A 14,151-nucleotide genomic window follows, 5' to 3' on the forward strand; every position below is an offset into this window, starting at 1 on the left:
ATTTATACTATGCCATCAATAGAGAATTTAAAGAGAGCTCAGAGAATCGATGATCTCACTACGGATTTAAAGGAGGCATCCTTAACCGGCAATTTTGCTAGAATAACAGAAGTGTCTGATGAAATTAGGTCACTTCTCGATGATATTATACTCGACTTCGATTTCGATACCCCGCAACAGGTGGACCCGGATCTCGATAATTTTAAATTTTCTGCTTGTGTAAATGCGGATCAGAAAATGGATATCGAAGATTGGGATAACGATGATATCTACTGGGGATCTGTGAGTGTTACGAAAACTACCGGAATACTCGTAACAAATCTCATCACCAACGATATATCAACAGTCGATGTTTCAAGTGCAGCTGATGATAAAGAGATCATCAAGCTCGTCAAGGAGCACTTAATAAATCATCATCAGTAAATACAAATTATAATCGAAGGGGTCATTCATATGTCATACACAGCTGACATTAAGGAAGGTTTGCGTGAGGTCCATGAAATTCAAACCGAGTGGGATGAATTACTTCGAAAACTCGATAAAAGACTTACATTGCTAGAAAACATGGATCTCGAGGATGATGGGGCGGACGAAATAATCGTCCGCCCTCTTTTTATTTAAGTCTATTAAATTGGCCCTGCACGATGTGGCTCTAAACCAAAAATCATTAGGATGGTGAATTGTTAATGAACTACAAATTTAATATTGAGGAAGCTATCATCCCCATTAGTGAAGAAAAGGATATGGTCATCAAGAATATGCAGGTTGAGGTTGAAGATCTGTCTATTCCCGACATTACAACCCTGCTTAAATCCATTCCATCGATCGTTAAGGAGGTAAAAAAGATCTTTACTCATTCTGAATTCGTATACTCTAACAAACAAACTTCCGTCGAGAGCGATCAGACAGAATCTATTCCTACAGAATTCAGCGAAGAATGGGAACACCGGCGTTCAGTATTAGCTAAGTTAATCCGTGACTCTGTTCACTCGATTACAGCTGTTGCCAAACCAATTAATGATTCCGTATCCGCTTTTCATCATGCCCCATCGGGCCATATGTTCTATGTATATGATACGTTTACACAATCGTATCCTCCGACCGGTCTTTACTTAGGAGAACTCGAAGATTATCGAGTCTACGCATCTACAAAGGAAGCTTATCATGAGACTATGGAGCTACTTCGAGACGACCATTGTGTTTCCGGATGAAGCTCAATGCCAAGAACCCTCGTCAATTATTAGGTTTAAAAGCACACCAAAGACTACCAGAGAATACTAAGGTAGGACACGTCAACAAGCAGGCTCAAAAACGTAATAAGCCTGTCGTATATATTTGGACTGATGGCGGATGTAGGCGGAATGGATTCAAGAACTCTGTCGGCGCCTGGGCTTGCCTACTGCAGACGCAGCTTGATGGTGAAGAATATCAGAAGATTTGGTGCGACGGTGAATGGGGTACGACGAATAATCGTATGGAGATGATGGCGTGTATCGTAGCTCTTAGAAAGCTTCGCAACCCGACTCGCGTCGTCATCCGAATCGATTCTAAATACGTTAAGAATGGTATCACTAAGTATATCAAGACTTGGCAGTATAACGGATGGATGACGCAAGCAGGTACGCCGGTTAAAAATAAAGATCTGTGGGTTGAATTACACAGTCTTATCAAGAAACACACTGTCGTCTTCATATGGGTTGAGGGTCATAAAAACGATCGTAATAACTTATACGTCGATCAGCTATGCTACCTCAAGATGGACGAGCTCGAAGCTAAAGCTGGCATGAAGAAGATCATATGAGAGGATGAAACTACATGATACGAGGTTTTATGAATATTCCCACGTTTGATGACCAAGTTATAATAGATGATAAGGTCCTTGTGTATCTATGTAAGTCTTGTGCTATGAAATTATCGGCAGATAAAGGGTCACCATCAGCAATAGGGATATGCTTCGTTCGTGGTTGTGAAAATGAATCCCATTATGTCGTTGATAAAAATGAATTGGAAGAATTCCACCAACAAGATAACAAAGGATGGCGAGAAATATGGCGTCATCGTACTATGCTTACCCGTTTCGATACCCGTGTTCAAGCCGAAAAATGGGTCAAGAAGAAAGATCATTTGTATGATAATGAGTTGAAGATAGATATTCATCCTAAAGACGGGTATGTAGTTTACCAAGCTATCACCAAAACCCCGTCATTCGAGAAAAGCTAATACTAGTCCCCGTCATATGACGGGGTTTTTGTTATCCGCGTATCACTTGAAAGATTTGAATCTCGTATATCTTGATCTGCATGAGGACGGGCGATGTCTCGCCCTGGGGGATTATCCCCTTGATTGAAGGTAGAGATTGAAGAGAGAGCGGAGCAAGTGAGTGTAAACGAACGCGTCGGTCTATCTCTGCACACACCTCCGCCTCACAGGGCTCCGGTGTACGTCCCTCTGAATGACTCATTCAAGCCGAATAAGGGAATGAAATGACCAGTATCATTGGCGACGCTTCGCTTTCTTCAATGACCCTGTCATTCAGGTGAACAGAGTTACTGTCACATACATATATTAAGACAAGCTTTAGGGCATTTTGTAACCTTTGTCACAGAATGTTCACAAAGATTTGTTTAATATACACTAAATACTAGGAGGTTTGGTAAAATGTCTGTAAAAAATGGACAGCAGCGCACCAATGATGAAAACGACGATCGTGTTGTTATCGACATTGATGATGATGCAGATCTGCAAGACATCGAGGCGGAAGATATTGAGGATGATATGATGAATATGATCAGCAGTATCGTTCAACAACAACTTAATGAAAACAACGTGAAGATCGATGAACGATTCAATTCGATGCAAACACAGCTCGATAAGATGGATTCTCGAATTCAGGTGTTGGAAAAAGCAAGCGCGAAGATGGGTCCGTCTGCAACCAAAGCGCAGAACGTCCGAGGCGAGCGCAATATGGTTGACTCTGCTTTGGATATGACGTTTGGAACCGCCGGTAAGATCCTGCATGGCGCACTCGACACACTATCTTACGTGACTTCGACATTCATCGATTTAGCTACACTAGGTCGCGCAAAAGATAAACCGATCATCCACATCAAACCGACTAAATAGGAGGTGCTCCTTTGTCTAAGGAGAGAAGAAAGGCAACGATTATTTTCAAGCGCGAACTAATCCGTCATGACGAGATGGGAAAACCCATTCATGGACCTATCATGCTTGATACCATAATCACACCGTGGGACAAGGTACAAGAACGTATTAAGATACTTCGTAGTTGGAAGTATCAAGTTGCTAGTACGCAAAGATATGCTTCTCTTACCGAAGACGATATGACCAACGATATTGGTACTATCGTTGATGACTTAAAGTTTGAGTAAGAGTAAACTGGAGCCCCGCGTTGTCACGCGGGGTATTGTTACAATGTCTTTCATTATACTTATGGTACAGTGATGTAAAATAGGTAAGGGATAAGGAGTAGGCGCTATGGATGTAAAAGTAAATAAGCTTAAAGCTGAAATACCAGGTGTTTTTGCCGAATCGGGCGTATGGATTGGAGCTAACGGTGAGCGGATCAATATATCCGACATGGATATCGCACATCGCGAAAACACCATAAACTTCTTGAGTAAATTACAAGAGGATCGAGACTATATTAATTGGATCGATTACGATGATAGACAATTATTCTTTGGCGAAGCTTATCATGCTATTAGGTTTAAATTGGACGAATTCCTCATAGCAAGGAATATTGGAAAATCCACAGCACAGGTCCTACAAGAGGAACAGTCTATTAAAGAAAATATTGCTGAAATCGGAATGAACGTGGGGTATCTTATCGCCTCAGGATCTATACCGAAAAATGAGTTAGATCTTCCTACAACAGAAATGAGCTCCAATATTGCTCTTTGGGCCGCCGAATTCGAATCCATAATCACCAAGGAAGGATTCATGTACTCAGAGTGTTCCGAACTTGGTGATCCGCAAGGATACATTGACGCTATTGATAACTTTACGGATTTGAAACTCAAGGAGAAAGGTTGGTTATCCGAGCACTATCGCAATGCATCGCATCGTTTCTGGAATATGATCCCTTGTCCTAAATGTGGAGCCAAATATACGAAAACGGATTGGACTACAAACACTCGAACCGTTGTATCTCAGTTAAACGGCGGTGACCCTACGACTGTAGTGCCATTCTTCAAGAGACGCAAAGGGTCTCTGTACCGATGTCCAAACCCACTCTGTCAAGATGAATTAATCATAGACAAAGACGGGAATTTGCAAATCCAAGACACAGACACTGAATAGGTTACACAGGGCACAGCCGACCCTTCAAATATCGGCTGTTTTTTTTATTTTATCCAAGATATCGAAAACAATTCATTGAGGAGCTGAGCGTTAATGTTAATAGCATCAGTTTTTGTAAGATCAAACGAGGGTGACATTTTGGTTGAAACATTGGGGTTTGAGGTACTACCGAGCGTAGATCACAAACTTAAAATCGCAAAGAAAGACGGTACGGGCTGGACCGATCAGTTATTTCTTGTTCGTGAAATTGAACACGCGATGGTGTCGAAACAGGATAAACCTTCGTACGCGCAGTTCATCAACATTTATGTAATCAGGCTCTGATAAGTATTAAACACATATAGAGAGGAGGTTATCTATGTTCTCACCAGACGTTCCAAAAGTATCATTTAAGATGGCTTATTTCGGCGCAGCCGAAGGATACAAGTTAACCGGCGCACGCATCAGTAAGGAAGAGTTTATGGCGATTCGTTGTGATTTAGTCTATTTGATCGCAGATCGTACCGATGAGTTTCCATACATGATGTGTATGTTCAGTCCCCATCTGATGGATCTGAAAGACGGTATCCGTACAATTCATTTCGAAAGCCTAGATCCATTCCTGCTTCGTGAAGAGATTGACGTAATACTCAGTGAATACAGCGACTTCGAGTCGAAAGCAATCCTGTTCAAGATTCGCAATTCTATCAATCTCAGTATTATCGCAACTAAGGAAGTAAAAGTTCAATACGCTTAAGACCAGGTCGTTGTCACGACCTTCTGTGTTTAAAATCGGGTCGTTGACACGACCTTTGATGTTCAGCAATTCTCATACCAAATCAAATTAAATTATAAGGAGATGTTTTGTTATGTTTAACGCAACTACTATGGGCCGTATGTATAATGGGAAGATTCACGAGTGGAAGCGCAATAATGAAGATCGCGAGATGTTCCGTGGGCGCTTGAATTATCGTGATCCTCAAAGCGGAGACTATCACTGGATCGATGCTGTCTGCTTTGCCGATTATGGCGAGAATGGCGGACTTGTGGGCTTCCTTGGAGAGAACTTTACAAAAGACGGTGGCGCAGAAGAAGGTCGTAGTATCGTTTTAACCGGTTATCCGCGTCCTACCCAAAAGCAAAAGACAGTTAAAGTTACTTTTAATTCTCCATCTAAGGGTAAGGTGCAGAAAGACGTTCCAAACGTACCATACGAAACTTTTGAGTTTGTAATCTTAAGCGCATATTTCCCTGCGCGTTCGCAGAATGCTTCCAGTAATGGTAGTGGGTCTGCAGATATGGGAGACTTCGACGAAGAGGATTTCGATGATGTTCAAATAGAGCCAACTATTGAAGATGGAAATAAAGAATCCGAAAAGAAAACATCTTCAAGATCGGCAGGCAAGAATACGAAGAGCGATGCCAAGAAGACCGAGAAGGAAAAGAAAGATAAGAAGGCTTCATCATCCAAATCATCGAAAGGTAAATCAACTACAAAGAAGGCGGCCACCACAAAGGGTGCGCCTGACGATGAAGACTTCTTTGATGAAGAAGCATCATAATATGTAGCAAAATGCTACAAAATGAGATTGACAATTGTGACACTGTTCAGTAAAGTAATGGCTAGGGGTTCTGGGGCGCCATGGACGACGTCCCTCCCCGGTTATATTAAGAGGGGTTGAAACTTCGTGAATAAACCTACCGAATCATTCACCAGAGAGAACATTGATCGAATTGCATCTGCTGTAGATAAAGCGGTGCAAGAAGAAGTTCAGCGTAGTGGAGAATCTAATCCATTTGTTATCGCGGCTGGCATGAGTCAAGCAATTCATTATTTTCTAATAGCGTTGTCACAAATGACACAAGAACAACTCGAGGGAAAAACAAGCCAGGTTATTAGAGACTTGACTGATCAAATCCTCAAAGCACTCGATGCTGGCAATAAACAAGAAAGAACCAATATTGAGGAAATGATGGCACTGATTCATTCCTTGAATACGTTATTGGAGTATTACAACAGTGTAGTTATGGAGAATAGGAATGAGTAAACCTCATTCCCTACTTCATCAAGAGCGTGAATTTTGTTCGGTCCCCCCGAACATAGTTGCCCCCAACTCCTCCTTCACGCTCTTGATGAAGTGGTCTTGCACCCACTTCAAAACTCTCTTTTGATTTGACCTAATGGTATGGGTAGGAAGGATTCGTTCCTTCCGTTATGCATATACAACATTACACTCTATATTCTCTTCATGGTTTCCCCCAATGAATTATGTATGTAATATAGAGTGATTTCCAGAGGTAACAGGGTAAAACTGTAATCAGCGGCCGCATGCTGCGAGCGTGATCGCATGCTTCCTCTGCTGATGATCTGATGTTTTTTCACCCTTCCTGTTTTTCATCGGATCGTCGGCAGATTAGGCTCTGACTGTAGTGCCGCGAATAGGTAGCAGCCTTTGATCGGGAGCTGGCGACTAAACAAGGATAAACCTAACACCAGTATGTTGTGTATGCAGAACGGAGTGAATGATTTTAGGAGGGTAACATCATGACAAAAGTGGTTTCCTTTAATGAAGCAAAAAATAAAAAGGATCAAGAAACAAAGAGCGACCAAGCCGTAAATGCTATCGCCGACTATCTTGATAGTAAGATGGCTGAGGAAAATGTGAAAGTTGAGGAAATCGTTTTTAAACTCGACAACGCACTTTCCGATCATGCAGACGTTCAAGAAAACAAGCCAGATATTAATAATGCGATCGAAGGTCTCGCTAGAACGTCTTTATTTTTGGCAATGGACATGGATCGAGAAATTGATGTCCTTGAACCGCACAACATTGTGCGGATGAAGATGATCGAATCCATTGCTGCAGTTATCGATCATATAACAGAATCAAGTCCACACCCAGTGTACGCACATGACATTTATATAGCTCTTCAAAACGTTACGATAGGGATGGCTCAAAACTTTCAAAGACTAACCCTTATGAGAGAGTACAAGGAGGATGATTCTAGTGGCAAATCTAATAATGAATCTGACAGCGGACGATAAGAAGGCGTCGTTAACTTTAGACGATGTCAATCATGACAATGTATCTTCAATCATTACTGGTATCTTTTCAGTATTCGGTGCGGCAACTACTCCATTACTGACTGGTGTCGCAGAATATGTAGGACCCACAGAATTTGGGCGTGATACTGCACATGAGGCTATCACGCATATTGAGGATAAGAAGAAATCTGTGGCTCCTATCGCCGCACAAGATTCTAACAAGATCTTTAGAACGAAACCTTATGACGATAGACCTCGTGCTACATTCGAACAAACAAAGCCGGAAAGCGAAGTCGTCTTCTCTACGAAAGTATCAACTGTTGAGGATAGCCCGTTATATCACGCGATGGCCAAAGCAGGATTAGAGGTAGATTCAAAGCCGCATGTAGACGAAAACTTCGATCCTGGAACGATGCCTGAGTTCTACAGAACAGGTATCAAGATAAAGACGATCAAGGGATTAGAGACAAAATGCTATCGCACACGGTATGTTTGCCCTGAGTGTGATAATAAAGGAAAGCACTACATCCCAGAAGGAACGGATCATGTTACTTGTCATAACTGTCAAACGGATATCACAGTACGTGATGCAGGGCCTGTGAGAGGGAAAGATAGCTATGGTCACTTCTATAATGCATCCGGATATCACAATACGGTTATTCATCCATGATAGAACAAGATGCATTAAAAGGGCTTGAACCAATCATAGCTAGGTTTTACGAGGACCTGTCTAAGCAAGGGGTTGAGGATCCGGCTAAAATAGCCATGGTCCTCTCCAGTATGACGAATACCCAAGTAATCAACGCTATGAAGGAACACGCATCTGCGTCTGATGATGAAGTTGAAAAAATTAGACAAGATGCAGTCAATGACTTCACCGAAACACAATATGCAGCTTCATTGGTCGACGTCTTAATCGGATACAGTACAAAAACATCCTTATCCATAGCAACACTTCTCAAGCTAGTGACTATGGTACAAAATATCAAAACAGACGATAAAATCGACGCTATGGGCTTATTATCTGAAAGGGAGGATCTCCATGAGTGATATGAGTGATATCTTTGAAAAAGTAAAAACTTTCTTAGATGACGCTGGTCTAGATGGCGAATCAGCGAATCTAGAATCTCATTTAGAGAACGATTTGTGCGCGGAAGTCGTAGACATTCTCCTCGTATGTGAGGATCTAGAGGATCACTACGATATCGATATCCCTCATGGGGATTTCGCTTCATGGGATACCGTTCAAGACGTCGTTAATACGGTGCACAGGTTGTTGTCTAATTAAGATAATCTCTTTTCTGAATATGTCTACACCTGAGGAGGAATAATGTGAACATCGGACAAGCTATCGAAGAAATGAAGCAAGGAAAGAAGGTTGCAAGAGAAGGCTGGAACGGCAAGGGTATGTGGATCGTATTAATGCCGTCGTTATACTTACCACCTCACTCTCAGCAAGAGCCTGGACCGAAGGTAAATGATCGTACAGCAAAACATATCGGCGTAGATACACCGCTAGATTCACAACCATATATCGCGATGTGGACTGCAGCTGGTCAATGGCAACCCGGATGGCTTGCTTCACAAGCGGATCTTCTTGCTGACGACTGGACTGTTGCTCAATGATTCATATTGATCCGTTTGAAAATATGTGGAAGAGAGAGCGATACGAAAGTTTTTGGCAGATGGCATGGCTCTTACCGGTCCTGTGTCTCCTATTCCTCATATGTATCTTCTATTTAGCCTTTGGCACCCTCATATACTGGTTTTACGCAATACCAGTATCTATTTCAAGAATCACCAAGAAATGGCGTCACAGGAAGCCCTAGGCGATTAAAACAATACTTGAATTGACCATTGATTGTGTTGTATATTATCTGTATTGTTATTATCACGAAAAACAGAGCATTTCGAAGTATTTGAGAGATAACTTGCAGAAACGGCGTATAATTAAAGTTTTACGCAGTTTGCGTTTTAAACGATTTTTAGATATGGATCTTACCACTTGGTCACTGAAAATCGTTTTAACGAGCAATCTAATCTCATAATTTCTTCCAGTTTAAAAGAGTGGGTCGACCCTATTAAAATTATGCCCGAGCTCTATCAATCTTATACTCGGGCATATAAAATATTAAAAAAGAGGAGGTTATCCAAATGTTTGAAGTTCAACCTAAGCTAAGTGGCTATGGAGAAATTAAAGTCACCCATAAGGTATACGACGTAAGGACCATCGGAGAAACGATAGAGTTCTTGATCTACAATGGGGTCTCGTGGACATGGGTAGATTCATCAAAGTATAAGCCACTTGAAAGTTATGGCCCAATTAAAAAGAAGAGTGGTCCTAAACGGAAGGATAAAAAGAAGATTGAGAATTCAAAAGAATCTGAAAAGGTAATGTATAGACATCTTGTTGCAGATAACGAAAAACAAGAGTAAACATACCATTTGACGGCATAGCTCAAGTTGGTAGAGCACCCTCCTGATGAAGAAGTAGCTTGCCCAAAACGCGACGTAATTTGATGTCGTTAGTAGGGGTAAGTGAAATGGATGCATGGTTCAAATCCTGCTGCCGTCTACAAAAACATCCTATTGTGAAGCTGAACTTGCTGCGGTGCAAATAAATCATATCGAGGATATGGTTCGATCGGCTTCACAATAGGGGCGTTTTTATCGAGTTCCCCCATTAAACCAATATTCCTTAAACAGGCTGAAAGGTGCGTCAGTGAGCTAGCTACTCCCGGCCGGCAACACCTTATAAAACACGTAGGACTCAGCTGGTGAGGTTCATCAAAAACTCGGTGAATATCCATTCCTATCGGGCCTGGATGTTGAGTGGAAAACCGTCATGGAAGAGGCGAGTTCGCTCGCCTGTTCGATTCAGCACTATATGCAGTACAGCTTGTGATCTAGGAGTCACCTTGGGAAGGCTTTGGGAGCTTGCAACTCCTGTGGAGGCATTTCGGGTACTTCTGACGGTTCGGAGAAAGCCGGACAGAAGAATACCCTTTACCAGTAGGCTGTACGACCAGTTAATCCACTGATCGGTACGCGCTCAAATAACCGATAAAGGGTATAAGTGTTGATAGTTATGTAGAGATCATCTGCACGAGGTGGCTTTCTACTCTTTCATTTTCGTACTTCGGTCACGATGTCCTTGGTCCTGCCAGACCAAGACAGAAGCATCGACGTGTTCGTCCACGAAAGGGACGGTTGCCCAAGGAGGGTGCTTGTTTACTACATTTGGTTGGTGTTTGTAAACATTTTCTTAAAAACTTTCGTTCAAAGGTTTTTATGTACGACCGCAATACCATCACTACGTGGACGCGTTAATTCCGGCGATACGGAGTTAATTATGAATATCCTATCAAATTAGGAATCATGATTCAACATTTTACGAATTTTACATCGCATAGGGGTTCCACGGCCCCGATCTTATGGGAATAAGGACAACGTTCGATGAATGGGTCCGGTTCGATTCCGGCAGTTCCCTACAAAGGCATACTGCCTATCCACACTAGATTGTCATTTGTGACAATGATATAATCTTCATGAAGCCCTAGCATGGGCGTGATCTTTTAATAAAGTAGGTGTTCAATATGGCACTAACAGAAGAAAACAAGACCGCTATCGCTGCGCAAGTCTCCGAAATCAAGGAGGGCGTAGAGGAAATCAAGCAATTGATTCTCGGATCCTTGTCCATTCAGAATGTTGGCGGAGGTCACGTATTCAATCTTAGCGTAAATCTTACAAAGAAGATTGAGGCGTTAGAGAAATCCGTTAATGACTTAACAGTTTAATAATCTTGGGCGACCTTCTTTAACTGGGGGTCGCCCGGATTGTTTTAGGAGGGTATCTCGTGTTGAAACAATTCTTTTGGCTTACGATGGCACTCGTGAGTTATATGTTAGTTACACTTCTATAGTAGACCGCCTCTGGCGAGGCGCGGAATGGTATTACAAAATCCGCGCCCGAGGTGATTTTTATGAGTTTACTTCATCTGGATATTTGGAGCGATATAGATATTGATGACGTTCTAGCCAGATGTATTATGGGTTGGCATAAACATCACGATTACATACTTGTTATGAGTAGTGTTTATATACCAAAGACGGATCTTCCTATAGATCGTCACTGGTCGCCATCAACGAATATTCGAGACACATTTGAGGTTATCGAGAAAATTAAAAATGACAGCATTTTCGTCGCCATCGATTCGCTGCCAAGAGGATTTAAGATCAGAGTAACCTCGCCAAACTGTAGGTTATTCGAGACTGTAGAGTCTCTTGAAGCTCTGCCGATGCGCATATCTAGGCTCATCATGAGAGCCACATTATGTATCGAAGAAGGTGAGACGTCTGGCAAATACTTTATGGAACATAAATGATCAAGAAGTCTCTTACGACGATCCGGTAACCGACATCTTAACTGCACGAGGGATACAGGATCCCGATAGGTTTCTTGAGATTACAAAGAAGAAACTTCACAACCCCTACAAGATGAAGGACATGAAGCTTGCTGTCACACGAATCATTCAAGCTATCAATGCGGGCGACCTTATCCGGATCTACGGCGACTATGATGCCGACGGCGTTTCTTCCACATCGCTGTGGTATATCGTACTAAAAGCACTGGGAGCCAAAGTGTCCTATTTTGTGCCGAACCGATTTACTGACGGCTACGGTGTTCATGAACACGCCATTGATCAATTCAGTAAAGACAAAATCAATCTTATGATTACTTGTGACACCGGAATAACGGCAATCAAGCAGATTGCATATGCCAAGAAACTCGGTATTGAAGTTATCGTCACGGATCACCACGAGCCGCAACTGGTAGGCTCTTACGATGCCGCTATCGCGACACTTGGCAAGCAAACTCTGGATTCATCAGGGACGCCTTATCTCATCCCTGATACCATCGTGGTTAACCCAAAACGCCCAGACTGTAAATATCCATTCAAGTCGCTTGCCGGGGTAGGAGTCTCTTTCAAGGTCCTTTCAGCTGTATGCGACAAGATCCATCCAGACGGTAAGAAGGCTCTCTACAAATACATGGATATTGTAGCCTTAGGTACGATTGCCGACGTTATGGATATGGTGGATGAGAACCGTGTAATCTGCAGCCTAGGACTTCACCGTATGGGCAAGTCAAAGAATAGAGGACTTCATCAACTACTCAGAGCTACTGAGCTAGATGGAAAACAAATAACCTCTAAAGATATAGGTTGGACCTTAGCCCCATGCATTAATGCCGCAGGACGTATCGTATCTGCAGGTGAAGCTGTAGAAATGCTTATATCCGACAACAAGCTAGACGCGTATCGCGCGGCTAAAAAGCTTGTTGAAATTAATAAAGAACGTAAGGAGGTCACGAAAGCTTATGTTGGAGATATCATTACAACCATTGAGGCTCGTCAGGAACAACAACCTTCATCGATCATCGTACACTATCATCCTCAAATCCCCGAAGGTATTGTCGGGCTCGTGGCTGCCCGCGTATCAAACCATTTCTATAAGCCGACCATTATCCTCACTGATGCCGAGGAAGACGGTATATACAAAGGCTCAGGGCGTAGCATCCCGGCGCTTGACCTCTTCCGCTCGTTAATGGGCATGACGGATTTAATGACTAACTTTGGGGGGCACGCAGCCGCCTGCGGTCTATCATTAAAAGCCGAGAACTTTGAGCAACTTCGGGAGCGTCTAGAGTTTTATGCTGATACGATGCTATCGAAAAAGGATCTTGTAAAAACGATGACATTAGATGCCGCCCTAAGCCCCGAGTCAATGACTCTATCATTCCTAGAACGTCTTGGGGAAATGGAGCCTTACGGTAATGGAAACAAACAGCCGATCTTCTATATGAAGGATGTGAAGGTGGTTAAAACCAAAGCAGCCGGAGATGAGAAGAATCACTTTTGGGCTCTTCTAAGCTGCAGAGGTAGGACTATATCGTCTATAGGTTTCTTTTTACAGAGTAAGTATGAAGAAATAGGTAGTCCATCGGTAATCGATGTCGCATTTTTTCCTGCAGAAAATGAGTACCCGAAAGGATCTGGAAGAGTCAATGTTCAGATGCTTATTGAAGATATCCGACCTGCAGCAACCAAATCCAAAAAGAAGAAGGGAATGAACAAGAAATGACGTTAAAAACGCTTAATTATCAGCACATCTATTCTGTACTCCGGTCTGCGATGGTCGACAGAGATCGAGATATCACCATGGTTATTGAAGATGTAGTCTTAATTCCGGTGGGTAAGACGGAGTTCGCTCTGAAAAAAGATGTGCCATCAGGAGCCCTGTTAATTTCCTATATGATGTTGTTTTACCCGAACTTCATTAGACGATGTGCGGACGACAAGAACTGGGTAATCCCTGCGTTACCTTGGCTAGGTGGCCGTCGTAATAAAAAGATGCCACTATTTGAGGACGAACTTCTCGTAGGGATTGCTTTGGCTATTGGTAAGTATGCCGGCATTTTAGAAGTCTACACACACGATATTCTAGACCAAATCGTCATTCGGGCAAACACACTATGCCCTATGGTCATCCGTACGATGGAGTTAATAGAGGAAAACAATCTCGGACTGGATGATGCTCGAGAGCTGTTTATCTCTTTAATGCAGGACGATGAGTATCGTTTATTTGTTTCATTAGCCGATGATTACGTAGCGAACACTTCCTGGATCATTGAGGATTCCATCAGCGCTGATACAAACGTGAATGAGAGAATTGACTTATCGAAGACGCAACCATCCAAAATGCCTGACTTTGGTCCTCCAGATTTTCATTAAATCAGAAAGTAGG

The 14,151-nt window shown here is 42.5% G+C and carries 22 protein-coding genes and 1 tRNA gene; all 23 read left to right on the plus strand.

Annotation, left to right across the window (positions count from 1 at the left end):
• Positions 1–9: 9 nt before the first annotated feature.
• Positions 10–423 (plus strand): hypothetical protein, encoded by a 414-nt coding sequence (locus tag ACK8P5_RS25930; RefSeq protein ID WP_422661798.1) that lies wholly within the window; start codon positions 10–12, stop codon positions 421–423.
• Positions 424–453: 30 nt separating this feature from the next.
• Entirely contained in the window at positions 454–621 is a 168-nt protein-coding gene (locus tag ACK8P5_RS25935; RefSeq protein ID WP_422661799.1) for a hypothetical protein, read from the plus strand.
• A 65-nt stretch (positions 622–686) separates the two neighbouring features.
• Entirely contained in the window at positions 687–1,211 is a 525-nt protein-coding gene (locus tag ACK8P5_RS25940) for a hypothetical protein (RefSeq protein WP_422661800.1), read from the plus strand.
• On the plus strand, positions 1,208–1,801 hold the full coding sequence (locus tag ACK8P5_RS25945; RefSeq protein ID WP_422661801.1) for a ribonuclease H family protein: 594 nt from the start codon (positions 1,208–1,210) through the stop codon (positions 1,799–1,801). Before ACK8P5_RS25940 ends, ACK8P5_RS25945 begins: the two co-directional genes overlap by 4 nt.
• Positions 1,802–1,905: 104 nt before the next feature.
• On the plus strand, positions 1,906–2,220 hold the full coding sequence (locus ACK8P5_RS25950) for a hypothetical protein (RefSeq protein ID WP_422661802.1): 315 nt from the start codon (positions 1,906–1,908) through the stop codon (positions 2,218–2,220).
• Positions 2,221–2,658: 438 nt separating this feature from the next.
• Positions 2,659–3,123, plus strand: a complete 465-nt coding sequence (locus ACK8P5_RS25955; RefSeq protein WP_422661803.1) for a hypothetical protein — start codon at positions 2,659–2,661, stop codon at positions 3,121–3,123.
• A gap of 11 nt (positions 3,124–3,134) precedes the next feature.
• Positions 3,135–3,389, plus strand: coding sequence for a hypothetical protein (locus ACK8P5_RS25960; RefSeq protein WP_422661804.1), 255 nt, complete (start codon positions 3,135–3,137; stop codon positions 3,387–3,389).
• A 106-nt stretch (positions 3,390–3,495) separates the two neighbouring features.
• Positions 3,496–4,320 carry a hypothetical protein gene (locus tag ACK8P5_RS25965; RefSeq protein ID WP_422661805.1) on the plus strand — a complete coding sequence of 275 codons (825 nt, stop codon included), beginning with the start codon at positions 3,496–3,498 and terminating at the stop codon, positions 4,318–4,320.
• Positions 4,321–4,413: 93 nt separating this feature from the next.
• Complete coding sequence (locus ACK8P5_RS25970) at positions 4,414–4,644, plus strand: hypothetical protein (protein ID WP_422661806.1); 231 nt, start codon at positions 4,414–4,416, stop codon at positions 4,642–4,644.
• Between the two features lie 34 nt (positions 4,645–4,678).
• Positions 4,679–5,056 carry a hypothetical protein gene (locus ACK8P5_RS25975; RefSeq protein ID WP_422661807.1) on the plus strand — a complete coding sequence of 126 codons (378 nt, stop codon included), beginning with the start codon at positions 4,679–4,681 and terminating at the stop codon, positions 5,054–5,056.
• A 112-nt stretch (positions 5,057–5,168) separates the two neighbouring features.
• Positions 5,169–5,861, plus strand: a complete 693-nt coding sequence (locus ACK8P5_RS25980) for a hypothetical protein (protein ID WP_422661808.1) — start codon at positions 5,169–5,171, stop codon at positions 5,859–5,861.
• Positions 5,862–5,987: 126 nt separating this feature from the next.
• The gene (locus tag ACK8P5_RS25985) at positions 5,988–6,347 is read left to right on the plus strand and encodes a hypothetical protein (protein ID WP_422661809.1); all 360 of its coding nucleotides are present in this window, start codon (positions 5,988–5,990) and stop codon (positions 6,345–6,347) included.
• Between the two features lie 497 nt (positions 6,348–6,844).
• On the plus strand, positions 6,845–7,345 hold the full coding sequence (locus ACK8P5_RS25990; RefSeq protein WP_422661810.1) for a hypothetical protein: 501 nt from the start codon (positions 6,845–6,847) through the stop codon (positions 7,343–7,345).
• Positions 7,308–8,015, plus strand: a complete 708-nt coding sequence (locus ACK8P5_RS25995) for a hypothetical protein (protein ID WP_422661811.1) — start codon at positions 7,308–7,310, stop codon at positions 8,013–8,015. Before ACK8P5_RS25990 ends, ACK8P5_RS25995 begins: the two co-directional genes overlap by 38 nt.
• Positions 8,012–8,395, plus strand: coding sequence for a hypothetical protein (locus ACK8P5_RS26000; protein WP_422661812.1), 384 nt, complete (start codon positions 8,012–8,014; stop codon positions 8,393–8,395). Before ACK8P5_RS25995 ends, ACK8P5_RS26000 begins: the two co-directional genes overlap by 4 nt.
• Positions 8,388–8,633, plus strand: a complete 246-nt coding sequence (locus tag ACK8P5_RS26005; RefSeq protein ID WP_422661813.1) for an acyl carrier protein — start codon at positions 8,388–8,390, stop codon at positions 8,631–8,633. The genes ACK8P5_RS26000 and ACK8P5_RS26005 overlap by 8 nt, the downstream gene beginning before the upstream one ends.
• A gap of 44 nt (positions 8,634–8,677) precedes the next feature.
• Positions 8,678–8,971, plus strand: coding sequence for a DUF2829 domain-containing protein (locus ACK8P5_RS26010; RefSeq protein WP_422661814.1), 294 nt, complete (start codon positions 8,678–8,680; stop codon positions 8,969–8,971).
• 528 nt (positions 8,972–9,499) lie between these two features.
• Positions 9,500–9,781: a hypothetical protein gene (locus ACK8P5_RS26015; protein WP_422661815.1), complete on the plus strand. Its 282-nt coding sequence runs from the start codon at positions 9,500–9,502 to the stop codon at positions 9,779–9,781.
• 11 nt (positions 9,782–9,792) lie between these two features.
• A tRNA-OTHER gene (locus ACK8P5_RS26020) sits at positions 9,793–9,920 on the plus strand.
• A 1,021-nt stretch (positions 9,921–10,941) separates the two neighbouring features.
• Positions 10,942–11,142 carry a hypothetical protein gene (locus ACK8P5_RS26025; RefSeq protein ID WP_422661816.1) on the plus strand — a complete coding sequence of 67 codons (201 nt, stop codon included), beginning with the start codon at positions 10,942–10,944 and terminating at the stop codon, positions 11,140–11,142.
• Positions 11,143–11,327: 185 nt separating this feature from the next.
• A complete protein-coding gene (locus tag ACK8P5_RS26030; protein WP_422661817.1) occupies positions 11,328–11,729 on the plus strand; it encodes a BC1872 family protein in 402 nt (133 codons plus the stop codon).
• Between the two features lie 112 nt (positions 11,730–11,841).
• A complete protein-coding gene (locus ACK8P5_RS26035; protein ID WP_422661818.1) occupies positions 11,842–13,488 on the plus strand; it encodes a single-stranded-DNA-specific exonuclease RecJ in 1,647 nt (548 codons plus the stop codon).
• Entirely contained in the window at positions 13,485–14,138 is a 654-nt protein-coding gene (locus ACK8P5_RS26040; protein WP_422661819.1) for a hypothetical protein, read from the plus strand. Before ACK8P5_RS26035 ends, ACK8P5_RS26040 begins: the two co-directional genes overlap by 4 nt.
• Positions 14,139–14,151 lie beyond the last annotated feature (13 nt).

Source organism: Paenibacillus sp. EC2-1, assembly GCF_049311625.1.
In the GTDB taxonomy this organism is placed as follows: Bacteria; Bacillota; Bacilli; order Paenibacillales; family Paenibacillaceae; genus Paenibacillus_AQ.

Coding starts and splice junctions, on each gene's coding strand:
- ACK8P5_RS25930 (WP_422661798.1), top strand. CDS start 10: ATGCCATCAATAGAGAATTTAAAGAGAGCTCAGAGAATCGATGATCTC.
- ACK8P5_RS25935 (WP_422661799.1), top strand. CDS start 454: ATGTCATACACAGCTGACATTAAGGAAGGTTTGCGTGAGGTCCATGAA.
- ACK8P5_RS25940 (WP_422661800.1), top strand. CDS start 687: ATGAACTACAAATTTAATATTGAGGAAGCTATCATCCCCATTAGTGAA.
- ACK8P5_RS25945 (WP_422661801.1), top strand. CDS start 1,208: ATGAAGCTCAATGCCAAGAACCCTCGTCAATTATTAGGTTTAAAAGCA.
- ACK8P5_RS25950 (WP_422661802.1), top strand. CDS start 1,906: ATGAAATTATCGGCAGATAAAGGGTCACCATCAGCAATAGGGATATGC.
- ACK8P5_RS25955 (WP_422661803.1), top strand. CDS start 2,659: ATGTCTGTAAAAAATGGACAGCAGCGCACCAATGATGAAAACGACGAT.
- ACK8P5_RS25965 (WP_422661805.1), top strand. CDS start 3,496: ATGGATGTAAAAGTAAATAAGCTTAAAGCTGAAATACCAGGTGTTTTT.
- ACK8P5_RS25970 (WP_422661806.1), top strand. CDS start 4,414: ATGTTAATAGCATCAGTTTTTGTAAGATCAAACGAGGGTGACATTTTG.
- ACK8P5_RS25975 (WP_422661807.1), top strand. CDS start 4,679: ATGTTCTCACCAGACGTTCCAAAAGTATCATTTAAGATGGCTTATTTC.
- ACK8P5_RS25980 (WP_422661808.1), top strand. CDS start 5,169: ATGTTTAACGCAACTACTATGGGCCGTATGTATAATGGGAAGATTCAC.
- ACK8P5_RS25990 (WP_422661810.1), top strand. CDS start 6,845: ATGACAAAAGTGGTTTCCTTTAATGAAGCAAAAAATAAAAAGGATCAA.
- ACK8P5_RS26000 (WP_422661812.1), top strand. CDS start 8,012: ATGATAGAACAAGATGCATTAAAAGGGCTTGAACCAATCATAGCTAGG.
- ACK8P5_RS26005 (WP_422661813.1), top strand. CDS start 8,388: ATGAGTGATATGAGTGATATCTTTGAAAAAGTAAAAACTTTCTTAGAT.
- ACK8P5_RS26015 (WP_422661815.1), top strand. CDS start 9,500: ATGTTTGAAGTTCAACCTAAGCTAAGTGGCTATGGAGAAATTAAAGTC.
- ACK8P5_RS26025 (WP_422661816.1), top strand. CDS start 10,942: ATGGCACTAACAGAAGAAAACAAGACCGCTATCGCTGCGCAAGTCTCC.
- ACK8P5_RS26030 (WP_422661817.1), top strand. CDS start 11,328: ATGAGTTTACTTCATCTGGATATTTGGAGCGATATAGATATTGATGAC.
- ACK8P5_RS26035 (WP_422661818.1), top strand. CDS start 11,842: ATGAAGGACATGAAGCTTGCTGTCACACGAATCATTCAAGCTATCAAT.
- ACK8P5_RS26040 (WP_422661819.1), top strand. CDS start 13,485: ATGACGTTAAAAACGCTTAATTATCAGCACATCTATTCTGTACTCCGG.